19 protein-coding genes, 1 tRNA gene and 2 rRNA genes are annotated in these 26,672 nt (G+C 59.0%); 9 read left to right on the top strand and 13 right to left on the bottom strand.

What is annotated here, in order from left to right; translation table 11 throughout:
• Positions 1–292 precede the first annotated feature (292 nt).
• The 3 genes from BMZ35_RS09500 (at position 293) to BMZ35_RS09510 (ending at position 3,511) form a co-directional block, all read left to right on the top strand.
• Positions 293–3,121, top strand: a 23S ribosomal RNA gene (locus BMZ35_RS09500).
• A gap of 102 nt (positions 3,122–3,223) precedes the next feature.
• Positions 3,224–3,338: ribosomal RNA gene (rrf, locus tag BMZ35_RS09505) — 5S ribosomal RNA — on the top strand.
• Between the two features lie 96 nt (positions 3,339–3,434).
• Positions 3,435–3,511 (top strand) — tRNA-Met (locus tag BMZ35_RS09510).
• 659 nt (positions 3,512–4,170) lie between these two features.
• Here the strand turns inward: BMZ35_RS09510 and BMZ35_RS09520 are convergent.
• On the bottom strand, positions 4,171–4,410 hold the full coding sequence (locus tag BMZ35_RS09520; protein ID WP_093093373.1) for a hypothetical protein: 240 nt from the start codon (positions 4,408–4,410) through the stop codon (positions 4,171–4,173).
• 262 nt (positions 4,411–4,672) lie between these two features.
• Complete coding sequence (locus tag BMZ35_RS09525) at positions 4,673–5,905, bottom strand: urate hydroxylase PuuD (protein ID WP_093093376.1); 1,233 nt, start codon at positions 5,903–5,905, stop codon at positions 4,673–4,675.
• A gap of 100 nt (positions 5,906–6,005) precedes the next feature.
• On the opposite strand from BMZ35_RS09525, the gene BMZ35_RS09530 reads away from it, so the two are divergent.
• Complete coding sequence (locus tag BMZ35_RS09530) at positions 6,006–6,926, top strand: LysR family transcriptional regulator (protein ID WP_093093378.1); 921 nt, start codon at positions 6,006–6,008, stop codon at positions 6,924–6,926.
• On the opposite strand, the gene uraH is transcribed toward BMZ35_RS09530, so the two are convergent.
• Positions 6,923–7,276: a hydroxyisourate hydrolase gene (gene uraH / locus BMZ35_RS09535; RefSeq protein ID WP_093093380.1), complete on the bottom strand. Its 354-nt coding sequence runs from the start codon at positions 7,274–7,276 to the stop codon at positions 6,923–6,925. The genes BMZ35_RS09530 and uraH overlap by 4 nt on opposite strands.
• 147 nt (positions 7,277–7,423) lie before the next feature.
• On the opposite strand from uraH, the gene puuE reads away from it, so the two are divergent.
• The 4 genes from puuE to BMZ35_RS09555 all read left to right on the top strand — a co-directional run bounded on the left by puuE (position 7,424) and on the right by BMZ35_RS09555 (position 11,659).
• Positions 7,424–8,836: an allantoinase PuuE gene (puuE, locus tag BMZ35_RS09540; protein WP_093093382.1), complete on the top strand. Its 1,413-nt coding sequence runs from the start codon at positions 7,424–7,426 to the stop codon at positions 8,834–8,836.
• On the top strand, positions 8,833–9,321 hold the full coding sequence (locus tag BMZ35_RS09545) for an ureidoglycolate lyase (RefSeq protein ID WP_093093384.1): 489 nt from the start codon (positions 8,833–8,835) through the stop codon (positions 9,319–9,321). Before puuE ends, BMZ35_RS09545 begins: the two co-directional genes overlap by 4 nt.
• A gap of 60 nt (positions 9,322–9,381) precedes the next feature.
• Positions 9,382–10,806, top strand: coding sequence for a uracil-xanthine permease family protein (locus tag BMZ35_RS09550; RefSeq protein ID WP_093093386.1), 1,425 nt, complete (start codon positions 9,382–9,384; stop codon positions 10,804–10,806).
• A 94-nt stretch (positions 10,807–10,900) separates the two neighbouring features.
• Positions 10,901–11,659 carry a sulfite exporter TauE/SafE family protein gene (locus BMZ35_RS09555; protein WP_093093876.1) on the top strand — a complete coding sequence of 253 codons (759 nt, stop codon included), beginning with the start codon at positions 10,901–10,903 and terminating at the stop codon, positions 11,657–11,659.
• 38 nt (positions 11,660–11,697) lie between these two features.
• On the opposite strand, the gene guaD is transcribed toward BMZ35_RS09555, so the two are convergent.
• The 9 genes from guaD to bhcA all read right to left on the bottom strand — a co-directional run bounded on the left by guaD (position 11,698) and on the right by bhcA (position 24,174).
• Positions 11,698–13,053, bottom strand: a complete 1,356-nt coding sequence (gene guaD, locus BMZ35_RS09560; protein WP_093093388.1) for a guanine deaminase — start codon at positions 13,051–13,053, stop codon at positions 11,698–11,700.
• Positions 13,054–13,154: 101 nt separating this feature from the next.
• Positions 13,155–14,738 carry a xanthine/uracil/vitamin C permease gene (locus tag BMZ35_RS09565; protein ID WP_093093878.1) on the bottom strand — a complete coding sequence of 528 codons (1,584 nt, stop codon included), beginning with the start codon at positions 14,736–14,738 and terminating at the stop codon, positions 13,155–13,157.
• A 67-nt stretch (positions 14,739–14,805) separates the two neighbouring features.
• The gene (gene xdhC, locus BMZ35_RS09570) at positions 14,806–15,657 is read right to left on the bottom strand and encodes a xanthine dehydrogenase accessory protein XdhC (RefSeq protein WP_093093390.1); all 852 of its coding nucleotides are present in this window, start codon (positions 15,655–15,657) and stop codon (positions 14,806–14,808) included.
• Positions 15,658–15,661: 4 nt separating this feature from the next.
• Positions 15,662–17,986 carry a xanthine dehydrogenase molybdopterin binding subunit gene (gene xdhB / locus BMZ35_RS09575; protein WP_093093392.1) on the bottom strand — a complete coding sequence of 775 codons (2,325 nt, stop codon included), beginning with the start codon at positions 17,984–17,986 and terminating at the stop codon, positions 15,662–15,664.
• Positions 17,987–17,997: 11 nt separating this feature from the next.
• The gene (gene xdhA, locus BMZ35_RS09580) at positions 17,998–19,461 is read right to left on the bottom strand and encodes a xanthine dehydrogenase small subunit (protein ID WP_093093394.1); all 1,464 of its coding nucleotides are present in this window, start codon (positions 19,459–19,461) and stop codon (positions 17,998–18,000) included.
• Between the two features lie 241 nt (positions 19,462–19,702).
• Positions 19,703–20,668, bottom strand: a complete 966-nt coding sequence (gene bhcD / locus BMZ35_RS09585; RefSeq protein ID WP_093093396.1) for an iminosuccinate reductase BhcD — start codon at positions 20,666–20,668, stop codon at positions 19,703–19,705.
• A gap of 108 nt (positions 20,669–20,776) precedes the next feature.
• Positions 20,777–21,940 (bottom strand): 3-hydroxy-D-aspartate aldolase BhcC, encoded by a 1,164-nt coding sequence (bhcC, locus tag BMZ35_RS09590; protein ID WP_093093398.1) that lies wholly within the window; start codon positions 21,938–21,940, stop codon positions 20,777–20,779.
• A gap of 72 nt (positions 21,941–22,012) precedes the next feature.
• Positions 22,013–22,984, bottom strand: coding sequence for a beta-hydroxyaspartate dehydratase BhcB (gene bhcB / locus BMZ35_RS09595; RefSeq protein ID WP_093093400.1), 972 nt, complete (start codon positions 22,982–22,984; stop codon positions 22,013–22,015).
• Positions 22,984–24,174, bottom strand: a complete 1,191-nt coding sequence (bhcA, locus tag BMZ35_RS09600) for an L-aspartate--glyoxylate aminotransferase BhcA (RefSeq protein ID WP_093093402.1) — start codon at positions 24,172–24,174, stop codon at positions 22,984–22,986. The genes bhcB and bhcA overlap by 1 nt, the downstream gene beginning before the upstream one ends.
• 169 nt (positions 24,175–24,343) lie before the next feature.
• On the opposite strand from bhcA, the gene bhcR reads away from it, so the two are divergent.
• Positions 24,344–25,189 carry an HTH-type transcriptional regulator BhcR gene (gene bhcR / locus BMZ35_RS09605; RefSeq protein ID WP_093093404.1) on the top strand — a complete coding sequence of 282 codons (846 nt, stop codon included), beginning with the start codon at positions 24,344–24,346 and terminating at the stop codon, positions 25,187–25,189.
• On the opposite strand, the gene BMZ35_RS09610 is transcribed toward bhcR, so the two are convergent.
• Entirely contained in the window at positions 25,181–26,014 is an 834-nt protein-coding gene (locus BMZ35_RS09610) for a bifunctional allantoicase/(S)-ureidoglycine aminohydrolase (RefSeq protein WP_093093405.1), read from the bottom strand. The genes bhcR and BMZ35_RS09610 overlap by 9 nt on opposite strands.
• Positions 26,015–26,672 lie beyond the last annotated feature (658 nt).

A 26,672-nucleotide genomic window follows, 5' to 3' on the forward strand; every position in this document is an offset into this window, starting at 1 on the left:
CTCAGTTTGGTGCCTATCTTCGGATAGGCGAGCGTATGACAAGATTGTTTCCTCGATCTTCCATGCGTCTGCCGGCTGAAACGAACAGAGTTGTCCAAGTCAAGTACACTAACCCGAGCAACAGCGATGTTGCTCACAAGTTCCTTATCCTCTGCGTGGGGCCGACCGACATCGGCAGCGCGGGTTCCAGGGTAAGGAGCGGGAAAGTATGACTTTTGGTTCAGAAACAGGACTGCATTGCTTGCCAGCTTATGCAGTCACGATAGATGCAAGTCTGTCTCTTTCTGGATCAAATCAAGCGCGAGAAGGGCGTTTGGTGGATGCCTTGGCAGTAAGAGGCGATGAAAGACGTGATACTCTGCGATAAGCCATGAGGAGCTGAGAATAAGCTTTGATCCATGGATCTCTGAATGGGGGAACCCACCTGAAAGTTCATTATAATTACTTCGGTAGTTTATAATGTTCTTAACCAGGTACTTTTGACCTGAATACATAGGGTCTTAAGAGCAAACCCGGGGAACTGAAACATCTAAGTACCCGGAGGAAAGGAAATCAATTGATACTCCCCTAGTAGCGGCGAGCGAACGGGGACCAGCCAAGCCGAGATTGTGACCAGAACGACCTGGAAAGGTCGGCCATAGTGGGTGACAGCCCCGTATGGGAAGCATGACCGGATGTATTAAGTAGGGCGGGACACGTGAAATCCTGTCTGAAGATCGGAGGACCACCTTCGAAGGCTAAGTACTCCTTACTGACCGATAGCGAACCAGTACCGTGAGGGAAAGGTGAAAAGCACCCCGACGAGGGGAGTGAAACAGTACCTGAAACCGAACGCCTACAATCAGTCGGAGGCTCCTTGCGAGCTGACGGCGTACCTTTTGTATAATGGGTCATCGACTTGGTCTATCTAGCAAGCTTAAGCCGTTAGGTGTAGGCGCAGCGAAAGCGAGTCTTAATAGGGCGTCGAGTTAGATGGATCAGACCCGAAACCGAGTGATCTAGGCATGACCAGGATGAAGGTAAGGTAACACTTACTGGAGGTCCGAACCCACACCTGTTGAAAAAGGTCGGGATGAGTTGTGCCTAGGGGTGAAAGGCCAATCAAACTCGGAGATAGCTGGTTCTCTGCGAAATCTATTTAGGTAGAGCGTCATCCGAATACCCCGGGGGGTAGAGCACTGGATGGGTAATGGGGCCCCACAGGCTTACTGATCCTAACCAAACTCCGAATACCCGGGAGTACTAGATGGCAGACACACTGCGGATGCTAACGTCCGTAGTGGAGAGGGAAACAACCCTGACCTACGACTAAGGCCCCTAATTCATGGCTAAGTGGGAAAGCAGGTGGGACGACCAAAACAACCAGGAGGTTGGCTTAGAAGCAGCCATCCTTTAAAGATAGCGTAACAGCTCACTGGTCTAAATAAGTTGTCCTGCGGCGAAGATGTAACGGGGCTCAAGCCATGAGCCGAAGTCTAGGATGCACATAGTGCATGGTAGCAGAGCGTAGTGTGACATAGTTCCTGTCCTCTTTAGCCTTCTTCGGAAGGTCATGGAGGATAAGGAGCTTTCTGTGAAGCCGGCGCGTGAGCGATCCGGTGGAGAGATCACTAGTGAGAATGATGACATGAGTAGCGACAAAGAGTGTGAGAGACACTCTCGCCGAAAGTCCAAGGGTTCCTGCTTAAAGCTAATCTGAGCAGGGTAAGCCGGCCCCTAAGCCGAGGGCGAAAGCCGTAGGCGATGGGAACCAGTTTAATATTACTGGGCCAGGAGGATGTGACGGATCGTGACTGTTGTTCACCCTTATCGGATTGGGTGGGCCGCTGATCGGTTCCTGGAAATAGCCCTCCATCAGACCGTACCCTAAACCAACACAGGTGGACTGGTAGAGCATACCAAGGCGCTTGAGAGAACGATGTTGAAGGAACTCGGCAAAATACCTCCGTAAGTTCGCGAGAAGGAGGCCCAGTTTCTACGCAAGTATTGGCTGGGGGCACAAACCAGGGGGTGGCGACTGTTTACTAAAAACACAGGGCTCTGCGAAGTCGCAAGACGACGTATAGGGTCTGACGCCTGCCCGGTGCCTGAAGGTTAAAAGGAGGGGTGAGAGCTCTGAATTGAAGCCCAGGTAAACGGCGGCCGTAACTATAACGGTCCTAAGGTAGCGAAATTCCTTGTCGGGTAAGTTCCGACCTGCACGAATGGCGTAACGACTTCCCCGCTGTCTCCAACATCGACTCAGCGAAATTGAATTGCCTGTCAAGATGCAGGCTTCCCGCGGTTAGACGGAAAGACCCCGTGCACCTTTACTACAGCTTCGCACTGGCATCAGGCACAATATGTGCAGGATAGGTGGTGGGCTTTGAAACCGGGACGCCAGTTCCGGTGGAGCCTCCCTTGAGATACCACCCTTATTCTGCTTGATGTCTAACCGCGGTCCGTTATCCGGATCCGGGACCCTGCGTGGCGGGTAGTTTGACTGGGGCGGTCGCCTCCTAAAGCGTAACGGAGGCGCGCGAAGGTTGGCTCAGAGCGGTCGGAAATCGCTCGTTGAGTGCAATGGCAGAAGCCAGCCTGACTGCGAGACTGACAAGTCGAGCAGAGTCGAAAGACGGCCATAGTGATCCGGTGGTCCCAAGTGGGAGGGCCATCGCTCAACGGATAAAAGGTACGCCGGGGATAACAGGCTGATACTGCCCAAGAGTCCATATCGACGGCAGTGTTTGGCACCTCGATGTCGGCTCATCTCATCCTGGGGCTGGAGCAGGTCCCAAGGGTACGGCTGTTCGCCGTTTAAAGAGGTACGTGAGCTGGGTTTAGAACGTCGTGAGACAGTTCGGTCCCTATCTGCCGTGGGTGTAGGATACTTGAGAGGAGTTGCCCCTAGTACGAGAGGACCGGGGTGAACGATCCACTGGTGGACCTGTTGTTGCGCCAGCAGCAGTGCAGGGTAGCTATGATCGGACAGGATAACCGCTGAAGGCATCTAAGCGGGAAGCCCCCCTCAAAACAAGGTATCCCTGAGGGCCGAGGTAGACCACCTCGTCGATAGGCCGGAGATGTAAGTGCAGCAATGCATTCAGTTGACCGGTACTAATTGCCCGATAGGCTTGATTTGATCCAGTAAAAGACAGACTGGAAATCAAAAGCATACACAAAACACAGACGTACGTGACTTGGACACGCCGAAAGGCGAAATTAAGCGAAGCCGTTTACTCGGTTTGGTGATCATAGCGCGAGTGAAACACCCGGTCCCATCCCGAACCCGGCCGTTAAGCACCGTAGCGCCGATGGTACTGCATCTTAAGGTGTGGGAGAGTAGGTCATCGCCAAACCTAGTAAACGACTTCCCTTAACGTATCTCTCAATTCGATGATTATCTGGCCTCTTTCCTTATAGCATGAGGCCATGCGGCCAAAATAGCCGCCTGTCGCGGGGTGGAGCAGCCCGGTAGCTCGTCAGGCTCATAACCTGAAGGTCGTAGGTTCAAATCCTACCCCCGCAACCATTGATACAGAACGGCCTTGAGAAACACTCTCAGAGGCCGTTTTTGTTTGCCCCAATGCCAGCAGACCGGCCAACTCCCCGACAAGTTCCAAGGCAAGACCCTCACCGTCAGGCACGATCCGGATCTTTGACAGAAGGCTCCGAATGGCCAACAGGCCCGACATGCGGGAATGCGGGTTGGCATCGGCGCGGTCCATCAAGTCTTCAGGCAGGCTCATGAGACGAACCACGTTTTGCCAGTCGTCAAACTTGGCAAGGCGCTTGGCGTTCTTGGCCGTCATCCCTTCGGGATTGTGGGCCACCTTCTTTTTAACCTTGAGGACCGCCTTCAACTTCTTGGGCTTGAGGCCAATATGATGGCGCCCAATTGCGGTCAGCGTGCAGACGATATTGTGCAGCGCAGGCGGGAAATCATCGAGACCACGGCGATCCATGATCTGCGTGAATGCCTTCTTGATCAGGTCTGCCGTCACCACATCCTTCAACGAACCAAACGACTTCGGGTCTTCACCAGCGTTGACAAGCGCATCGAGATATTGCCGCAGGTGAGCTTGCGTATTGCGAATGGATGCCGGGCGCAGAGGTTTTTCCGGACCGTCTTCGTCAAACGGGTCGGAGTGGGCCAACTTGTTGAGATAGGATTTGATCTCTTCCTGAAGGCTAAGCGGATAGATCGTCATCGGGCGCGTCCGATACTGCGCACCTTTCTCGTAGCTGAGAATGGAAAGGTGCAAAACCATTGCGCTTCACAACGGCGTTCCAGGTCTGCGCCATTTCCTTGCACAGTTTGGCCGGGTCCTTGCCGAGGAGACGGACATCGAGATAGGCCTTGAATTCCGTCATGACGGTGTCGTTGACCGCGTCCGGTTCGATGCCGCGAAAGCAGCAATAGGCCACCAAGCGAGACAATATCTTCGGGCTTCGGTCGCTTGTTCGCCATTCTTTGTCCTCCGTTTCCTAAACATAACGGTGGACCAATTCAGATGGGGAGGCTCAATGGCTGCGATGAGCAACAAACCCTCTCCTAGCAAACAGCCCTATTTGGTCCCATAAGCGCTGACGTCAGACATCGAGACATTGGAAAGGCCAGAATCTAAAAAGGAATGCCACGTGGAAACGCTGGAAGTCAGTTGACTGGCTCTACAGAGATGCACGTTGCAAGTTACTTGCCGCGAACTTCCTGTACCCACGCGACGATCAACTGGCGGGCCTCAAGATCCATCTCGATCGCGTTCGGCGGGGGCATGGCGTGGGTGCGCCCGGCTTGCAGATATATCTGCTCTGCGTGGCGTGCGACATCGGCCTCTGTTTCCAGCACCACGCCCTTGGGAGGCCAATGCAGACCCTCCCAGGACGGTTCGCGCGCATGACACATCGAACAATTGCCTGTCACGGCGTAGTAAGCGTCTTCGAAACGCTCCGCCGATGCGTATTTCTGCTCATAAGGCGTCAGGGCGCGGGCCTCGGATTCTTCGTAGGTTTCCATGCTGGATACCGTGGACAGCCAGGCAATCGCAACCATCAGCAAAACCGTTACCGCCCAGGTCCAATTCGGCCCCTTGCCGGTTTTGTGCATTGTGTTGAAGTAGTGACGGATCGTGACACCGGTAAGGAAAATGAGGCTGGCAATGATCCAGGCGTACTCGGTCGCAAACGCAAGCGGGTAATGGTTCGACAACATCAGGAAAACGACCGGCAGCGTGAGGTAGTTGTTGTGCGTTGAGCGGACCTTGGCGATCTTGCCGTACTTGGCATCCGGCGTGCGCCCGTTCTTGAGATCATCCACAACGATGCGCTGGTTCGGCATGATCTGGAAGAATACGTTGGCGGTCATGATCGTCGCCGTGAAAGCTCCAAGGTGCAGCAGCGCCGCGCGGCCCGTAAAGATCTGGTTATAGCCCCAAGACATGATCACGAGGATCACAAACAGCAGCAACATCAACAGGGTAGGTTGCTCACTCAGTTTGGATTTACACATGAAATCATAGGCCAGCCAGCCGATTGTCAAAGACCCGCCCGAGATCAGGATACCCTGCCACAGCGACAGCTCCGCCTTGGTCGGATCCAGCAGGAACAGCTCGCCCCCTACCCAGTAGACGATCATCAGAAGTGCGGCACCTGAGAGCCATGTCGTATAGCTTTGCCATTTGTGCCATGTCAGGTGCTCGGGCATTTCTGCGGGTGCCACGAGATACTTTACCGTGTGATAAAACCCGCCACCATGCACTTCCCATTCTTCGCCATAGGCCCCTTTGGGCAAATGCGCGGCGGGTTTCAGCATCAGATCGAGCGCAATGAAATAAAAGGACGCGCCAATCCATGCCATCGCGGTGATGACATGCAGCCAGCGGACCGAAAACGCGATCCAGTCCCATAGAATTGCCAGATCATACATGGCAGGTCTCCCAAGATTCGAACTTTCGAACACTCTATTCGAGCGGCTTTTATTCTGGTATTGCTGGTAAAAGCCAAGCAGTATCAAAAAAAGCGAAACAATGTCCTATTTCGATAATATCCGCACCTTTGTCCGTGTCTACGAGCTTGGCAGCATGTCAGCCGCCGGGCGAGACCTGCGTGTCTCCCCTGCGGTCACGTCGTCTAGAATTTCACAGCTTGAAGAACATCTTGGGGTGCGCTTGTTCCAACGCACCACCCGAAGCCTTGCCCCGACCGAGCAGGGCAAGTCGTTTTATCGCGGCGCGACCGATATCCTTGAATCGGTCGAGCGGGCCGAGGCGCAGATCGTCAACATCACCGAAAATCTCAAAGGGGCGCTCTATGTGGCCGCGCCCTTGGGGGTCGGGCGGCGGCTGATCGCGCCGCAAGTTCCTGATTTCCTGAAACAATACCCCGAAGTCAACATGCGCCTGCGCCTGACCGACCGGAATGTTGATCTCACCACCGAAGGGCTCGATCTGTCATTCTTTCTGGGTCAACCCGAGGATAGCAACCTCAGAATCCGCAAGATTGCCGATGTGGAGCGGGTGCTCTGTGCCTCGCCGGATTACATCGCCGCGCGCGGTATGCCTGCCAACGGCGACGCTCTGGTCGCGGACAATCACGAATGCCTGAGCCTGCGCTTTCCCGGCGCGACCGAGTTCCAGTGGCGCCTTTCGACGCCTGATGGCCCGCGCCGGTTCCGGGTGTCGGGGCGCTATGAATCAGATGATGGGGATGTGCTGACCGACTGGGCTTTGGCAGGTCATGGGGTGGCAATGAAGCCGGTTTTCGAAGTGATCGAACACCTCAATGCCGGGACGCTGGTACCCGTAGCGGTTGAAACGCCACCTGAACCGATCCAGATGGCGTGTCTTTTTACGCATCGCCGAATGCAGGACCCGAAAACCCGGCTGTTCATGGAATTCATGATCGAGCGCATCGCCACGGCCGTGCGCGTTTCGCCAAAACCGGCTTAGCTGCCGCGATAGGTTGAATACCCGAAGGGCGAGAGCAACAGCGGCACGTGGTAATGCGAGGCCTCGGACATGCCAAACCGGATCGGGATAATGTCAAGGAACCGCGGATTTTCGGGCGGCGTACCCGAGGCGTCAAGATAGGCACCTGCGTAGAAGATCAGCTCATATTCGCCCAACTCGAATTCGGACGCCGGAAGGATCTGTTCATCGGTACGCCCGTCGTCATTGGTCACAAGCGTCTTGAGGTGGCTGCGCGTGTCGCCGTTGATCCGGTAGAGCTCGATTTTGAGACCTTGCGCCGGACACCCGCGCGCGGTGTCAAGGACATGGGTGGTCAGATAACCCGACATGGCAATATCTCCTAATTGTTTGAGACCTTCTAGTCCGGTTGCCCGCATCGAGGCAAAGGCGGACTGCCCAAAGGCTCTTTATCATTTTTTTTGAAAAACTACTTACATTGTTTGGTATATCAAGCATCAAAACCAGAGGAACATGCTTTGAATAGATATCCACGAGATCTGACCGGGTATGGTGCCAATATTCCGGCGGCAAATTGGCCGGGTGGCGCCCGGATCGCCGTTCAGATTGTGCTGAACTACGAAGAGGGCGGCGAGAACAACGTATTGCACGGCGATCCCGCGTCCGAGGCATTCCTGTCCGAAATCACCGGCGCACAGCCTTGGCCCGGGCAGCGGCACTGGAACATGGAATCGATCTATGAATACGGCGCGCGGGCCGGGTTCTGGCGGGTGCATCGTCTGCTCAAAGACACACCACTCACGGTTTACGGTGTCGCCACAGCGCTGGCCCGCGCGCCCGAACAGGTCGCGGCGATGAAGGCCGCGGGCTGGGAGATTGCCAGCCATGGTCTGAAGTGGATCGAACACAAGGACATGTCCCCCGAGGAAGAGCGCGCGCAAATCCGCGAGTCGATCCGGTTGCATGCCGAGGTCACGGGCACCCCGCCGCGCGGCTGGTACACCGGGCGCTGTTCCATGAACACGGTCGATCTGGCCGCCGAAGAGGGCGACTTTGCCTATATCGCCGACAGCTATGCCGACGATCTCCCCTATTGGGTCAGGGCCGGGAGCAAGGATCAGCTGATCGTTCCCTACACCATGGATTGCAACGACATGCGCTTTGCCATTCAGGCGGGCTATACCAACGGCGATCAGTTCGAAAGCTATCTCAAGGACAGCTTTGACATGCTCTATGCGGAAGGGCAGGCGGGTGCGCCCAAGATGCTCTCGATCGGGTTGCACTGCCGCCTTATCGGGCGTCCCGGACGCGCCGCCGCGCTCAAGCGTGTGCTCGATCATTTCAACAAACATGAAGGTGTCTGGTTCGCGACCCGAGAACAGATCGCCGATCATTGGGCCAAGGAACATCCCCCCATGCAGACAACGCGCCCCTCCGAAATGGACCAACAGACTTTTGTGTCCGAGTTTGGCGGTATCTTTGAACACAGCCCGTGGATCGCCGAAGGGGCCTTTGAGCTTGAACTGGGGCCGACCCATGATACGGCGGCTGGTGTGCACAACGCCCTAGCCCGCGTGTTCCGGTCAGCCAGCGAGGAGCAGCGGCTAGGCGTGCTGGTGGCCCACCCGGACCTTGCCGGAAAGCTGGCCGAGGCCAAGCGTTTGACCGCCGAGTCGACCGCTGAGCAGGCGTCCGTGGGCTTGGATGCGCTGACTGACGAAGAACGTGCCATGTTCACCGAGCTGAACAGCGCCTATGTCGCAAAATTCGGGTTTCCCTTCATCATCGCCGTGCGCGACAACACCAAGGCAACCATCACCGAGGCTTTCAAGCGCCGGATCAACAACGACCGCGCCACCGAATTCGCCGAAGCCTGCCGTCAGGTTGAACGTATCGCCGAGTTGCGCCTGCAGGAAAAACTGGGCGCATGACCCGGCACATCCGCATTGAGCCGCTGACCCAAGAGGCGTTTGCACCTTTTGGCGAGGTGCTCGACACGTCGGGCGCGCCGGACAAACTCATCAACCAGGGGCTTTGCGGGCGCTATCACGATCGCGCTACGCTGGATTTCGTTGAGGGGCGCGCAGGGATCAGCCTGTTTCAGGCCGAACTGCGCAGCCTGCCCTATCAACTCGATATGATGGAGCGGCACCCCGACGGATCACAGGCCTTCATTCCGATGAGCATGGAGGCATTTCTGGTCATTGTTGCCGAAGATACAGGCAACGGCCCCGCAACGCCCCGCGCGTTCATCACGTCCCCCGGTCAGGCCATCAACTTTGCCCGCAACACGTGGCACGGAGTCCTGACACCGATCACAGGATCGGGGCTGTTTGCCGTGGTCGATCGGATCGGCGCTGGGGCCAACTTGGAAGAATTCTGGTTCGACACCCCTTTCACGGTGGTGGCGGACTAGAACCCAAGGGCCACCAGGGAGGAGAGGTGGCCCCAACAACAGCTAGTGGGGAGACACATTATGGCTGATGCTTCAATCGGGACGCCGGAACAGCTGCGCGATCCGAACTATACACCACCCATTGCCAAGGCGGTTCCGCTTGGAATCCAACACGTGCTGGCCATGTTCGTTTCGAACGTGACGCCCGCCATTATCGTGTGTGGAGCTGCCGGGTTCGGGTTCGGCTCGAACAGCCCGGACTTTCCGCAGATGATCTACATGATCCAGATGTCGATGTTCTTTGCGGGCATCGCGACCCTCTTCCAGACAGTGGGGATCGGTCCCGTTGGTGCGCGCCTGCCCATCGTTCAGGGAACATCCTTTGCCTTTATCCCGATCATGATCCCGCTGGTTGCGGGCAAAGGGGTGGACGCGATTGCCGTTCTAATGGGCGGTATTTTGGTCGGCGGCCTGTTCCATGCCTTCTTGGGCTTGTTCATCGGCAAGATCCGCTTTGCCCTGCCACCGCTGGTCACGGGCCTCGTGGTGACGATGATTGGTTTGGCGCTGGTCAAGGTCGGTATTCAGTATGCCGCAGGTGGTGTGCCTGCCATTGGCAAGCCCGAATACGGATCGCTCATCAACTGGACCATGGCGCTGATCGTGATCTTCGTGACGCTGGGGCTCAAGTTCTTTGCCAAGGGCATGATGTCGGTCTCGGCGGTACTGATCGGGCTGATCGTGGGCTATGTCTTTGCTTTCGTGATGGGAGAAGTCAGCCTTGCCAATGTGGGCCGCGCGGCGACATTCGCCCTGCCGAATCCTCTGCACTTCGGCCTTGAGTTTTCGATGGCCGCCATCATCGGCTTCTGCCTGATGTCCTTTGTCTCGGCGGTAGAAACCGTGGGTGACGTGTCCGGGATCACCAAAGGTGGCGCCGGACGTGAGGCCACCGATACGGAAATCCAGGGCGCAACCTATGCCGACGGGTTCGGCACCGCGATCTCGGGTCTCTTCGGTGCGCTGCCCAACACCTCGTTCAGCCAGAATGTCGGCCTGATCGCCATGACCGGCGTGATGAGCCGGGGGGTTGTGACCATCGGCGCACTCTTCCTGATCCTTGCTGGGCTTGTCCCCAAGATCGGGGCGGTGATCTCGTCAATCCCGATCGAGGTTCTGGGTGGTGGCGTGATTGTGATGTTCGGCATGGTCGCGGCTGCAGGTATCTCAATGCTCTCGGACGTGCACTGGAACCGCCGCAACATGGTGATCTTCGCGATTTCCCTGTCACTGGGGTTGGGTCTTCAGCTTGAGCCGGGTGCGTTGCAGCACCTGCCGAGCACGATCAAGGTGCTGGCCACCTCGGGCATCCTGCCAGCGGCGCTGATTGCCATCGTCTTGAACCTGATCCTGCCCGAAGAACTCTCCGATGAAGCAACCGAGGAAGTGTCGGGCGGAATGTCGGGCCATTCCAAAGGTTCATTGCCCCATGATGATCACGTCTAAGGGGCGAGTGCATTGACAACCGCCTGACGCGGTTTGAAAAAGAATGGAAAGCGGCGTGGCCCCCACGCCGCTTTTCTCTTGGAAGGGGAAGACGATGAGCGTTCTGGAAATTGTTGTGCTGGCGTTGGCAGGGTTCGGGGCCGGTGTCGTCAACACCATCGCAGGTGGAGGGACGTTTCTGACCTTTCCGGCGCTTGTCTGGGCCGGGGTGCCGCCCGTCGCGGCCAATGCCACCAGCGCCGTGTCGGTGTTTCCCGGCTATCTCGGCGGCGCCATCGGGTTCCTTTCGGAACTCAAAACCCTCTCACGCGCACAGATGATCCGCCTGACGGCGATCACCCTTGCTGGCGGTCTGACCGGATCCTTGCTTCTGCTGGTGTCTTCGAACGAGGCGTTTTCGCTGATTGTCCCGTTCCTATTGTTCTTTGCGACCACGGCTTTCCTGTTGGGCGGTAAACTACGCGCTTGGGCGGAACGCAGATCGCGCGCTCTGAAACCCGAAGGCGCGCTCGGACTTTTTCTGGTCAGCGTCTATGGCGGCTATTTCAACGGTGGGCTTGGCATCGTTTTGCTGGCGCTGTTCGCCATGTGGGGCTGGCGCGATATCCACCTGATGAATGGCGTCAAGAACGGTCTGTCCTTTGCCCTTTCGGCCATCTCTGTCGCCACCTTTGCCGTTGCCGGGCTGGTCGTCTGGCCGATGGCGGTTCTGATGATGGTGTTCGCGGTGCTCGGGGGCTATGGCGGGGCATGGATTGCCAAGGCCGTGCCTGCCTCGGTGGTCCGCATCATCGTGATCCTCATCGGCTATGGCATGAGCGCCATCTTCCTCGGCCGTTTGTTTGTCGGCTGATGCCCTAGATTGGCACCAGCCGACCAAGTTACTCAGGCTCAGGCCAGTTGCAGAGCCGCCTGAACCGCCTCCGGACGTGCTCCGGCGTGGTCCCGTTTTTGCGGCACACCCGCCACATAGGTCTCTTCAATCGCGCGATCATCGCCCAGCATCTGAAGGATGAACAATTCTTCCGAAAGGGTTTGTGCGCGCTGCATCCGAAGCGCCATGGCCGGAGTGGCGCGCGCATTCAAGACCACGATATCGGCGTCCGATCCGTTGGCCAGTGTCCCGATCCGGTCCGCAAGACCCAGGACCTCGGCATTGCCCCGCGTGATCCAGTGAAAGGCACGCAGGGGGTGCAGTTTCTGGTTTTGAAGTTGCAGCACCTTGTAGCCTTCGTTCAGCGTTTGCAGCATCGAATAGCTGGTGCCTGCGCCGATGTCGGTGGCAATTGCGTTCTGAATGCCGCGCCCGCGCAGGCCCGCATCATCAAACAGACCACTGCCCAGAAACAGGTTTGACGTCGGGCAAAACACCGGCTTGGCTCTTGTCTCGGCCAGCACGTCGATCTCGCGCGAGGTAAGGTGGATCGAATGCCCCAAGAGCATCTTGGGCGTCAGCAGACCATAGTTTTCATAAACGCCCAGATAATCCGGCGCATCCGGGTAAAGCTCTGCGGTATAGGCAATCTCGTCGTGGTTTTCGCTGAGGTGGGTTTGCACAAAACAGTCGGGATGCTCTGTGACCAGCGCACCCGCAATCTCAAGCTGTTCCGGCGTCGAGGTGATGGCGAAACGCGGCGTGATCGCATAATGCGCGCGCCCCTTTCCATGCCATTTCGCGATCAGCGCCTTGCTGTCGTCATAGCTTGATTGCGGCGTGTCGGTCAGCGCCTCGGGTGCATTGCGGTCCATCATCACCTTGCCGCCGATCATGCACATGTTGCGCTGGGCGGCCTCTGTGAAATAGGCATCCACCGATGCGGGATGCACCGAGCAATAGGCCACAGCGGTGGTGGTGCCATGGCAGGTCAGAAGGTCAAGGAACTGCCCCGCCATGGCGGCGCCATGGGCCGGGTCCGCAAAACGGGTCTCTTCGGGGAAAGTGTAACTGTTGAGCCAGTCAAGAAGCTGCGCGCCCCACGAGGCGATGACCTGCACCTGCGGAAAATGCACATGGGTGTCGATAAAGCCCGCCATCAAAAGGTTGGGGCGGTGGTCCGTGATCGAAGCGTCGGGGGCAAGAGCGACAATCTCCGCGAACGCTCCGGTGGCCTTGATCTTGCCACCCGCCAACAAGATCGCGCCATCCTCGATATAGCGATAGGCCTCGGTGTCTGTCTCGTCCTGCGGCGCGGCGTGGAAATCCAGAATACGGCCACGCAAAAGCGTGTATTGATCCGTCTGTGTCATGAGCGGGTCCAGTCTGAAAGCTGAGTCATTGAAAGGGATGCGCGGGCCAGAACCGGGGAGACGGTCCGGCCCGCGCCATGTCTATTCGGGGAGACGAACAGTTATTCCGCGGGCAGGGTTGGGGCCTCTTCCACCACCACGTTTTCATTCACCAGATCATCTTCCTTGTGAAAGAGCGGATAGATGTAGAGGAACGCCGCCGCGATCAGGTAGCCTGCCGATACGCCGCTCAGCTCGGGCCAATGCAGGCTCGCGCCGTGGATGATGCCAAAGACCGACATGACAGCCGCGGCAAGAGCAAACCCGCCCGCATTGCGGAACCGTCCGTCGATCACGCTGGCCACGATGGCGCCCCAGATCAACCCGGTCAGGATCGCACCCTGCGACAGCGCAAGGTGCCCCTCGAAATGCGCGCCCTGCTGCAACAGTGCGGCGGTCAGGTTCGCATCGCCCAACTGCGGCAGGCCCGTAACCCCGACCGCACCAAGCGCTCCCATGAGCGAGCCCCACTTGACGATCAGGAAGGACGATACATGCGGCATCATCGCGATGGTGACGGCGGCCATGTGGTCGGTTTTGACCGAATGGGCCGTGTTGGTGATCAGGCTCAGGGCCACGAACACCAGAACCGGCGCAGCAGCTGCCACGGGGATCAGGTTGTTGAGGAACGCCAACAGCCCAAGGAAGGCCGCCGCCGGGATCACAACTCCAACGCCGATGACATAGCCCGCATGCGCGCCCATGCGTTTATAGGCCGGATGCCCGATATAGGCGGTGGTCGGGAAGGGCGAGCCAAAAACCGCCCCCACCATGGTTCCAAGCCCGTCCGTGATCTGGCAGGTCGCGACCGGGTAATGGTCGCCAGCCGCCTCGGCGCTTTCGACGTTGTTCATGGTTTCGATGAAGTTGTAGATCTGCACCGGCACCAGAACGAGGAACAGTTCCGGGTTGGCAAAGAGGTACTGAATACCCGCCATCAGGTCGCCGAGATACGGCAGCGGCGGATAGAACCCGACCCCTTCGATGCTGAGTTTTGCTTCGCCTATGGCAAAGGCCACAACGGTCCCGACGATGAGCGCCAAAAGGCCGGCGGGGATGTTGTAGGGCAGGCGGAACCGGCCCACGAGGCCCCAAAGGATGATGATCATCGAGGCAAAGCCGATGAACGGATTTTCGAACACGGTGGCCAGAGGCACGGTCCCGATGAACACCAACGCGATGCCACAAAGCGTCCCCAACATGCCCGCGCGCGGTGTCACCCGCTTGAGCCACGGTCCGATCACCGCGCCAAGTGCGGCGACGATGCCGCCCATGAACCCCGCGCCTATGCCCACCTGCCAGGCCAGAACCGGATCATTGGTCGACCAATAGATCGGCCCGATCACGCCAAAAAGATAGACGAACATGACCGGTGTCGAGATGCCATAGGGCAGGGCGGTCACGTCCCGCCCATGCTGGGCTGCCGCCCGTTTGGCCAGCCCGACATAAACGGCTATGCCTGCCAGAATGGCGACGGCCGCGCCCGGCACGATCCGGCCATAGACGATTTCCGCCGGCATCTGAAAAACGAACTGGCACACGCCGGCCAGCACCATCAGGTTGATCAGGTTGTCAGTAAACAGCGCCCAGAACGCGCTGAAGTCGCTGCGGTGAAACAGCTTGTAGGTATAGCTACCATCCCTCATTGGGACCTCCATTAGCAAACCGATGCCCTGCCGCCTCCTCCTCGACGCAACAGAACCCGGCGTTTTCTCACTGAGCCGCGATCTGCGAAACAGTGCCCCCGAAGTGGGGAGTTGCGGTAGTTTCAGAGGTCAGTGCCGTGATCACTTCGGCCGCGACCTGCGCGGCGATCACGGGCGGCCGCTTGTCGCGGCTACCGCCTGCCCCGATGGGGCAGATCAAGGGTGCGATGGACAAGCCATCACAGTGGTCTTTGCACCAGCTGGCAAACTTGGCGCGTTTCGTGTCTGAGCCGATCAGCCCGACATAACTTGCATCCCCGCGCTGCAGCGCCGCCGAGGCCAGCAGGAAATCCAGACCGTGATCATGGGTCAGCACGACAAAGGCGCTGCCTGCAGGGGCGTTCTGCACATCCACTTCCGGGATGACGCTCAGGCGTTTTTCCACCTGCGCATTGGATTGCGCCAGTTCCCCTTCGCGTGGGTCCACCAGCACGGTGCGCACGGGCATATGCTGCAGCTGATCGGCCAGCGCGCGCCCCACATGGCCCGCGCCAAGAACGAATACGGTCGGTTGCGCTGCTTCATCCTGTTTCACGGCAACAATCGCGTCTTCCCTGTCGGTGTTGCCAAGGCGCGAGATCACCAGTTCGACCCGACCGCCACAGCACTGGCCAATCTCTGGCCCCAAAGGCACGTCCATGTGTTGTGACAGGTTGCCTTCGGACAAAAGTTTGCGCGCCGCCTCGATAGCCAGATGTTCCAGCTGACCGCCGCCAATCGTGCCCCACAATGCATCCGTGCGCACGAACATCTCCGTCCCGGACGCGCGCGGAGAAGATCCGCGCACGCGGGTCAACCGCACCGAGGCAACGGCGCCGGGGCCGTTCATGAAGTCTGCGAGGGCACGTGCGGTGGTCATGGGATCACACCTCTGCTTTCAGCCGTTCAATGGTCATCAACACCCGTTCCGGCGTGGCAGGCGCATCCATGCGCGGACAGACGCGGTAATCGGCAACGCTGGCCACGGCCATGGAAAGTGCCTCGAAAACCGAGATGCCCAGCATGAAGGGCGGCTCGCCCACGGCCTTGGATCGCTTGATCGTCATTTCGCGGTTCTCCGACCAATCGGCGAGGTTCGTGTTGAAAATGCGCGGGCGGTCGCTTGCCAGCGGGATCTTGTAGGTCGAGGGCGCATGGGTGCGCAGCCGTCCCGCATCATCCCACCAAAGCTCCTCGGTCGTGAGCCAGCCCATCCCCTGAATGAACGCGCCTTCCACCTGCCCCTTGTCGAGGATCGGGTTAAGCGAGCGTCCGACATCATGCAGGATATCAGTGCGTTCCACCCGGTATTCGCCGGTGAGTGTATCAATCGCCACTTCCGAACAGGCCGCGCCATAGGCGTAGTAATAGAACGGACGCCCCTTGCCGGCCTCACGGTCCCAATGGATTTTCGGCGTCTTGTAGAACCCAGCCGCCGAAAGGTGAACGCGGGCCATGTAGGCTTCTTTGACGAAGCTATCAAAAGCGACGGACTCGTCCCCGATGACAATCCGGTTGGGCGCGAAGCTGACTGCCTCTTCCGGCACGCCCCGGCTTTCGGCGGCGAATTTCACCAGTCGTGCCTTGATCTGCTCCGCAGCATCCAGCGCCGCCATGCCGTTAAGGTCGGACCCGGAAGAGGCCGCCGTGGCAGAGGTGTTTGGCACTTTCTCGGTCGTGGTCTTGGTGATCTTGATCCGGTCGAAATCCACCTGCAACGCATCGGCCACAACCTGCGCCACTTTGGTGTTTAGCCCCTGTCCCATTTCGGTGCCGCCATGGTTCAGCATGATCGACCCGTCATTATAGACATGCAGCAGGCATCCGGCCTGATTGTACCAGGTAGCCGTAAAGGAAATGCCGAACTTGACCGGGGTCAGCGCGATACCACGGCGGATGATCCCGCCCTTGGCGTTGTCGTCCAGAATGGCCTTGCGACGTGCCTGATAGTCGGCGCTGGTTTCCAGCTCTTCCACCACGCGGCCAATGACGTTGTCCTCGACCTCCTGATGATAGGGCGTCAGGTTCCGTCCATCGCTGGCATCGCCATAAAAATTGGCCTTGCGCACCTCAAGCGGGTCTTTGCCAAGCGCATAGGCGATCTCCTCGATCATGCGTTCGGCGGCCACGACGCCCTGCGGCCCGCCAAAGCCGCGAAAGGCGGTGTTGGAGACGGTGTTGGTCTTTTGCGGGCGCGAGGTAAGGCGCACATGCGGATAGAAATAGGCATTGTCCGCATGAAACAGGGCGCGATCCGTCACCGGCCCAGAAAGATCGGAGGAATACCCGCAGCGCGCGGCAAACTGGCCCTCGACCACCTCGATCCGGCCGTCGTCGTCAAAGCCGAGGTCATAGTCGATCACGAAATCATGCCGTTTGCCGGTCGCGGTCATGTCCTGATCGCGATCAGGGCGGATTTTCACCGGACGGTTCAGCTTTTTGGCGCCGATGGCCGCGACGGCACAGAACAGGTTCATCTGGCTTTCCTTGCCACCAAACCCGCCACCCATGCGGCGCACGTTCACCACCACGGCGTTCGAGGGCACGCCCAGAACATGGGCGACCATGTGCTGCGCCTCGCTCGGGTGCTGGGTCGAACAATGTACGATCACATCCTCGTCTTCGCCGGGAATGGCAAAGGCGATATGCCCTTCCAAATACATGTGATCCTGCCCGCCCACGACCATGCGCGCCGAGACGCGGTTCGCAACACCTTCAAAAGCCGCGTCCACGTCACCCCGTTCCAGCTTGAGCGGGTCCGTCACCAGCGGCATTCCGGCCTCATGCGCCGACACCGCGTCTATCGCGTGGGGCAGCACCTCGTACTCTACCTCCGCCAGTTCTGCCGCGCGCCGCGCCGCATCGCGGCTTTCCGCAATCACCGCAAAAATCGGCTGGCCGTGAAATTCGACCTTGTCGGTGGGAAAGACCGGCTCGTCATGTTTGCCCGTGGGGCTGACATCGTTGACGCCGGGGATGTCCTCGGCGGTCAGCACATCCACCACGCCGGGGGCCGCGCGCACGCGCGACAGGTCCATGCCCTTGATCCGGCCATGGGCCACGCTGGAAACACCCAGATAGGCATGCAACGTGCCAACAGGTTCGTCAATATCATCGGTGTAATCCGCGCGCCCCTGCACCTGTTTGACGGCGCTATCGTGTTTCTGGTTCTGGTGAACGGCGCCGCGAATGGTCGTTTGATCCTTCATCGCCCTACTCCTCACGCGATGGCCAGACGCACAGGCGCGTCTTGGGCGGTGTCGTGTTCAAGATGGAAACGCCGCAACAGATTGCCCGCAACCAGCAACCGGTACTCGGCAGAGGCCCGCCAGTCCGAAAGCGGGGTGAAATCCTGCGCCAGCGCCTTGGCGGCGGCGTCGAACGCCTCTGCAGTCCAGCTTTGCCCGACCAACGCGGCCTCGGCAGACGCGGCGCGTTTTGGCGTCGCGGCCATGCCACCAAAAGCAATCCGGGCCTCGGTTATCGTGCCGCTTTCAAGAACAACACTGATCCCCACGGCGACCGAGGAAATATCCTCGTCCCGCCGCTTGGAAATCTTGTAGGCGGCGTCGATCTGTCCCGGTTTCGCGCGCGGAATGCGGATGCTGGCGACAAAATCCCCGGCTTCCCGATCCTGCTTGCCATAGTCGATAAAGAACGCTTCCAGCGGCAGGGTGCGCGCCCCCCCCGCCTTTTGCAACGTCACTTCGGCGCCAAGCGAGATCAGAACCGGCGGCGTGTCCCCGATGGGCGACCCGTTGGCGACATTGCCCCCGATCGTGCCCATGTTGCGCACCTGCCAGCCGGCAATGCGGTCCCAGTATTCGCGCAGATGCGGGAACGCCTCGCGGATGGCGGCTTCGCTCTCGCTATAGGTCACGCCCGCACCGACGGTCAGCGCGTCGTCGTCCAGCGTGATGTCTTTCAACTCTTCCAGGTGGTTGATGAACACCACCGGAGAAATCGGGCGCATGAATTTCGTCACCCAAAGGCCCACATCGGTCGATCCGGCAACGATGGTCGCCTTGGGATTGTCCGCAAGAACCTCCGCCAGATCGGCCACGTCATGTGGCAGGATAGCCCGGTCATCCTCTGGCCCGGTCTCGATCCGCCCTTCGGGCTGCAATGCCGCAAGCCGTGTGGTCACGTCGGCGCGCTCGCGGTTCAGGTAATCATGCGATGGGCTGCCATACTGGTTCACGGCCAATGCGGCCTGCACAATCGGCTCATACCCGGTGCAACGGCACAGGTTGCCCTGCAGCGCAGTTTCCACCTCTTGCGCGCTGGGCGTCGCGTTTTCCATCCACAGCGCATAAAGCGACATTACAAAGCCCGGCGTGCAGAATCCGCACTGGCTGCCGTGATGCTCGACCATGGCCTCCTGCACCGGGTGAAGCCGGCCATCCGGGCCGGACAGGTGTTCAATCGTGACAATGTGACAGCCATTCAGCGACGCAAGGAAACGGATGCATGCATTGATCGTCTCATAGTGCAGCACACCATTGCGCAGCCGCCCGACCAAGACCGTGCAGGCACCGCAATCGCCCTCGGCACAGCCTTCCTTGGAGCCCGTCAGGCGCTGCTCGATACGCAAATAATCGAGCAGTGTCAGGGTCGCCTTCGGATCGGTAACCGTAGTTTCCTTGCCGTTCAGCAGAAACCGGATTTCGTTTTGATGTGCCATTGGAACTCCCGTGTCGCCCCGGATTCTAGGGGATATCAGACAGTGTAGCGCGTGTGACTGCCACGAAAAACGAGTGGTATCACGAAATACTTTCAACACTGCATTGAAAAAGACTTTAGCGCCATGGCCTTGGCGGGGCTGCCCAGAAAAGCGCCACACCGGAGCACACAGCGCAAAAAACGCCCCGCGCATTGGCGGGGCGTTTCGTTGGATAGTCAGGGTGTAACAGGTGATCCGAGCGTCAGAAATCCACCTCGATCGCCACGCCTTTTTCCACGGCAAGATCGACCACCGAAGCCGCCACCGCGAGGTCCTGCAAACCCACACCAGTGCCGTCAAACAGCGTGATCTGGTCATCGGAACTGCGGCCCGGATGCGTGCCATTGATCACCGCGCCAAGCTCTGCCACATCTTCGGCACGGATCAGCCCCTCGGCAACCGCGTGTTGCGCCTCTCCGATGGAAATCGACTGCGCGACCTCGTCCGTGAACACGGTGGCCTTGGCCAAGAGGCGCGCCTCAACCTCTTGTTTTCCCTTGGTATCTGTCCCCATACAGGCGACATGCGTGCCTTCCGAGACGTGATCGGCCAAAAGTGACGGTGCAAAGGCCGAGGTGATCGAGACGATCACATCCGCCTCCCGCATCCCTTCAAGGTCAACCGCCTCAAACGGCACGCCCGCCTCTTCTGCGACTGTGGCAATGTTAGGCAGCATCTCGGGGTGATAGTTCCAGCCGATGACCTTTTCGAAATCCCGCTGTTCCAAGGCGGCACGCAGTTGGAACGTCGCCTGATGGCCAGCGCCGATCATGCCCAGAACCTTGGCGTCCTTGCGCGCCAGATGCTTGATAGACACTGAAGATGCCGCTGCCGTGCGCAGCGCGGTCAAAAGGTTGCCCCCGACCATCGCCCGCACCATGCCCGTGTCAGGATCAAACAGGAACACCGTCGACTGATGATTGATCAGCCCGCGCTTTTCCAAATTGTTGGGCCAATAGCCCCCGGCCTTGAGGCCAAGCGTCAACCCCGCGCGGTCAAATCCGCCCTTGAAGCCATAAAGCGCGTCTTCATGACCGATCGCCTCGCGCACGACCGGAAAATTATAGGCATCCTTGGATGCCATTGCGGCAAAAACCTGTTCCACGGCCTCAAAGGCCGCGGCGCGCGTCATCAGGTCCGCGATATCGCGTTCGGGTACGATCAGCATGGGAAGTCTCCAAATCTAGTCAGGTCCGCCCATGTGCTCAGCAGGATGAGAAACTGGCGCATGGGCGGTCTCCGGGCGGGGCCGCCGCCCGGATGGGTCACTCTTGGATCAATAGGCGCGGCCGCGCGCCGAGACGGGCCAGACGGTTTCCACCTTGCTGTTCCGCACTCCGACATACCAATCGTGCACGTTTGCGGTCGGGTCACAGTGGCCGGGCACGAGCCGCAGCTTGTCATTCACCTTGAGCACGCCGTTGGGGTCCATGACCACGCCATGTTCGTCCGAGCATTTGATGTATTCGACATCATCCCGGCCAAAGATCACCGGCAGGCCCGAGTCGACCGACTGTGCCTTGAGGCCCGCATCCACGATGGCCTTGTCCGCCTTGGCATGCGACATGACCGAGGTCAGGATGAAGAATGCGTTTTCCCATTCGCCCTGATCGATACGCTTGCCATCCTTGTCCAGAATGCGCCCGTAATCGGCGTCCATGAACGCATAGGATCCACATTGCAGCTCGTTATAAACGCCGCTGTTGGACTCAAAGTAATACGATCCGGTGCCGCCGCCGGAAACCAGCTCACAGGTGATCCCCTCGGCTTTAAGCCCGTCCACGGCGTCCTGCACCATGGCAATCGCCACGTCGAGCTTGTCCTTGCGGTCCTCATAGCTGTCCAGATGCTGCATCGCGCCCTGATAGGCCTGAATGCCCGAGAACTTCAGGTTCTCTGCCGCCTCGACCGCCTTGGCAATCGCCACGACCTCGGGCGTGGTGGTGACACCGCACCGTCCCGCGCCGCAATCGATCTCGATGAACACCTCGATTTCGGTGCCATGTTTGACCGCTGCCGCCGAAAGCTCGGCGACATTTTCGATGTCATCCACGCAAACAATTGTGCGGCTGCCGAACTTGGGCAGGCGGGCCAGACGGTCGATCTTGGCCGGGTCGCGCACCTGGTTCGAGACAAGGATGTCCTTGATCCCGCCGCGGGCAAACACCTCGGCCTCGGACACTTTCTGACAGCACACGCCAACCGCGCCGCCAAGGCTTTCCTGAAGCTTGGCGACATCGACAGACTTATGCATTTTGCCATGCACCCGATGCCGCATCCCATGCGCCTTGGCATAGTCGCCCATTTTCTTGATGTTGCGCTCCAGCGCGTCCAGATCCAGCACCAGTGCGGGCGTCTGGATCTCGGCCTCGTCCATGCCGGGCTTGGCCGGGATGTCAAAGCCCACTTCGTAAGTGTCCAGGTTTGTCATGTCTCTCATCTTTCGATCTTTCGGTACGGGGCGGTGCGTGCAAGCACACACCCTACAGTTTCGTTGGTTGGGTGCGTGATCTCACGCACCATGGGTCCACGGCAGTCGATCCAGATCGACATTGCCGCCGGTGATGATCAGCCCCACGCGCTTGCCCTTGAACGCGTCCGGGTTCTTGAGAACGGTCGCCATGGGCACCGCGCTTGACGGCTCCATGACAATCCGCAGATGTTTCCAGATCAGCTTCATCGCATCGATGATTTCCTGTTCGGACGCGGTGTAGATCTCGCTCACATGGTTCGACACGAAATGCCATGTCAGGTCCTTGAGCGGCACCAACAGCCCGTCCGCGATGGTCTTGGGCGCATCATCGGCAATGATGTGCCCCGCCTTGAAGCTGCGATAGGCGTCATCGGCCTGTTCCGGCTCGGCGGCGATCACCTGCGTCTCAGGCGCCAGCGTCGCCAGCGTCAGGCAGGTGCCCGAGATCATGCCCCCCCCGCCAATCGGCGCGACCACCATGTCGAGCCCATCGGTTTGTTCCATGAACTCGCGCGAACAGGTGCCCTGACCGGCGATGACGCGCGGATCGTTATAGGGGTGCACGAAATCACCGCCCGATTCCGCCTGAACCCGCGCAAAGGTTTCTTCGCGCGACGAGGTGGACGGCTCACATTCCGTGATCTGACCGCCATAGCGACGGACCGTGTCCTTCTTGGCCTGCGGGGCCGTGCGCGGCATCACCACGTTACAGGGGATGCCGCGCTTCATGGCGGCATAACTCAGACAGGACGCATGATTGCCCGAGGAATGCGTGGCCACGCCCCTGGCGGCTTGTGCATCATCCAGCCCGAACACGGCGTTCGAGGCACCGCGAACCTTGAACGCGCCAGGTTCCTGGAAGTTCTCGCACTTGAAGAACAGCTCGGCGCCGGTCAGTTCATTGAGGTAATCCGAGGTCCGCACCGGGGTGCGCCGGATATACGGTTTGATGCGCTCATGCGCGTCCAGCATGTCCTGATAGGTTGGAATATACATCGCGGTATCCTTCATCACGCGGCATCTTTCTGGGCTTCGATCCCGTGTCCACGGTAATACTCCTGCGCGGCAGCAACCCCCGAACCCAGCCGGACATCCAGCCCCAGATCGACCATGCACATCTCGGCCGTTGCAATCCCCGAAAGCGCCATGACATCGGTCAGACTTCCCAGATGGCCAATGCGGAACACCTTGCCCGCCACTTCGCCAAGCCCCACGCCAAAGGCGACGCCGTATTTGCTGGCGGCATGGGTGACGATGTCGGTCGCGTTGAACCCGTCAGGTGTGCGGATGGCGCTGACCGTGTCGGAATAGACCGACGGATTGGCCGCGCACAGCTCCAGCCCCCAAGCGCCTACAGCGGCTCGCACGCCTTCGGCGATGCGGTGATGGCGGGCAAATACGTTCTCCAACCCTTCGTTCAGCAGCATCGCGCAGGCTTCGTTCAGCCCGTTCAACAAGCCAACGGCGGGTGTGTATGGATAGGCATTGTTAGCATAGCCTGCGGTCATGTCGTTGATGTCAAAAAAGGTGCGGGGCAGGGTGGCGGACTTGGTGGCCTCGATCGCCTTGGCGCTAAAGCCCACGATGGCCAGCCCAGCGGTCAGCATGAACCCCTTTTGCGAACCGGTCACGGCAACATCCACGCCCCATTCGTCCATGCGGAAATCCATCGACGCAATCGATGACACGCCGTCCACGAACAACAGCGCGGGGTGCCCCGCCGCATCCAGCGCGCGGCGCACAGCAGCGATGTCCGACTTCACGCCTGTGGCGGTCTCGTTATGCGTGGCCAGAACCACCTTGATCTTATGGGCGGTGTCTGCCGTCAGAATTTCTTCATAGCGGTCCGCCGGAAGCCCTTCGCCCCACGGGGTCTCCACAACCTGAACATCCAGCCCGTGCCGCTGGCACATGTCGATCCAGCGATGGCTGAACATGCCATTGCGCGCCGCCAGAACCTTGTCACCCGACGAAAGACAATTGGTCAGAGCGGTTTCCCAACCACCGGTGCCGGTCGAGGGGAAAATGAAAACTTCCGCCGTCTCGCTCTTGAGGATCTTGCGTACGCCCGCGCGGGCCGGGTGCAGGATTTGCCCAAACAGTGACGACCGGTGGTCGATGGTGGGCATGTCACAGGCCTTGCGCAGGCTCTCGGGGATATTGGTCGGGCCGGGAATAAAGACCGGGTTCTGAAAGCTCATGGATCGTCTCCTTGCATCGTTGCCCTGACCATAGACGCGCTTCCCTGCAGGTGAAATTTTTTTGAAATCATTTTTCAAAAGTGGAGAGGTGAGAAAAAACCAAGTCTTGTCAGCGGCTTGAATTTTTCATATTGTGAAAAAGGCTTTCACTTTGATGGAGAGACATTTTATGGATTCTCAGGAAAATGGTCCGAACGAGGGTCGCAGAGCGCGTGGGCGCCCGCGCGACTGGCATGACAAAACAGAACAGAACACCATCAAATCGCTGGATCGCGCAATGGCGGTGCTTGAGTATCTGAGCCGGTCAAAGGGCTTGCCCCTGACCCGTATTGCCGAGGATATGGGTCAGTCTCCGGCCACGGTGTACCGCGTTCTGGTCACGCTCGAAGGGCGCGGCCTTGTGGATTTCGATGCGGATGAACAGGTCTGGAATATCGGCCCCGGTGCTTTTGTGATCGGCGCCCGTTTCCTGCGCCGCACCAGCCTTGTCGACCGTGCCCGCCCGATCATGCGCAAGCTGATGGAAGACACCGGCGAAACCGCCAACCTCGGGATCGAAAAGGAAGGCAGCGTTCTGTTTCTGAGCCAGGTGGAAACCCACGAAACCATCCGCGCCTTTTTCCCGCCCGGCACGCTCTCTGACATGCACTCGTCCGGGATCGGCAAGGCGCTTATGGCGCATATGGAGACGGATCGTCTGCAAAGGGTTCTCGCCAAAAGCAGTTTGCAGGCCTTTACCGAGTACACCATCACGGACCGTGACGCGCTCATGCAAGACCTCGCTCAAATCCGCGCCCGAGGGTTTTCCATCGACAACGAAGAACGCACGGCGGGCATGCGCTGTATCGCGGCGCCGGTTTTCGACATGAACGGAGAGGCCCTGGCCGGGATTTCCGTCTCGGGACCGACCAGCCGGGTCAGCCCGGAGGAGATTGCGCGCCTGGGCGCCCCGGTCACCGAGGCAGCCAAGGCGCTGACGCAGGCGATCGGGGGCGTAGCGCCAGCGTTAACGTGAGAGCCGCGGACGCAGCGACATGTGCCGGTTGACGTCCTTGTAAAGCAGGTACCGGAACTTGCCCGGCCCACCGGCATAACAAGCCTGCGGGCAGAAGGCGCGCAGCCACATGTAATCCCCGGCCTCGACCTCGACCCAGTCATTGTTCAAGCGATAGGCCGCCTTGCCTTCAAGCACGTAAAGCCCGTGCTCCATCACATGGGTTTCCAGAAACGGAATCACGGCGCCCGGTTCAAACGTGACAATGGTCACATGCATGTCATGGCGCAGGTCTGCCGGGTCGACGAAGCGCGTCGTCGCCCACTTGCCCTCGGTGCCCGGCATCACGTTGGGCGCGATATCCTGCTCATTGAGCACCAGCACATCCGGTGTGTCCAACCCTTCAACCGCTTCATAAGCCTTGCGAATCCAATGAAACCGCAGCGTCTCATCGCCACGGTTGCGCAGGGTCCAACCCGACGAAGGGGGCAGATAGGCATAACCGCCCGGCGTCATCTCATGGGTCTCTCCGCCCACGTTCAACGTGGCGGTGCCTTCCACGACAAACAGAACCCCTTCGGCCTCGGGATCGGTTTCGGGCCGATCCGAGCCACCATCAGGTTGGACTTCCATGATGTACTGCGAAAACGTCTCGGCAAATCCGGTCATGGGCCGTGCAATCACCCAGAGCCGCGTATCGTCCCAGAACGGCAGAAAACTCGTCACGATGTCGCGCATGGTGCCCTTGGGAATAACGGCATAGGCGTCGGTGAAAATCGCACGATCCGTCAGAAGTTGTTCCTGGCCGGGGTGCCCCCCGCGCGGTGCATAATAGGTGGTGCTCATGGACGCTCCTGAAGGCCGACTTGAATATTCGACCAACTATGCGTCCTGCCAACCCGAGCTGCCAGCCACAAAGATGCGACAACTCTTTTCCGGAGTATTTGAAAATTGGGAGCAGCTGTCTCGAAATTCGGAATAAATCGAGGGTACCTTCCAATTCGAGTGGTATCTTTGTCGAAATCGACTTTCTAGGTGTGACGAAGACGGCAAAGGAACGGAGCGGGGACTAAAGTCCGGAAGACGGGAGGCGCTTCTTGGGCGATAGGGTGCCACCAGTCAAAAACGGACTGAGGACATACCGTGCGCGAAATGTTGGAGATGTCGCTGGAGACGACCAAGTAAACAACAAAGGCGTCCGAGGGCGCTCGTCTGCTTGGTCGGAGTCAGGGGACCGGGCGGTCCCATTCATTCCAATAGTTTAGCGTCGAACCGGCCCAAACACCCCCGTTGACACGTCACGGAAATCTTCCCCTGTGTCGAACTTCGTTCCCGAGCTGTCGAGGGCGGTCAAATTCATTTTGAAGTGCATCGCAGCACCGGATGTTTATGAGGACGAGGAAATCGCATATGTAATTTCACTCGATGATGCTGATCAGCTCGCTATCCAAATGTTGGAAGAAGCCAGCGCAATGCGCGAGGCGTGGGGTAACCCCGCACCGTG

The organism is Shimia aestuarii (assembly GCF_900114635.1).
Lineage (GTDB): Bacteria > Pseudomonadota > Alphaproteobacteria > Rhodobacterales > Rhodobacteraceae > Shimia > Shimia aestuarii.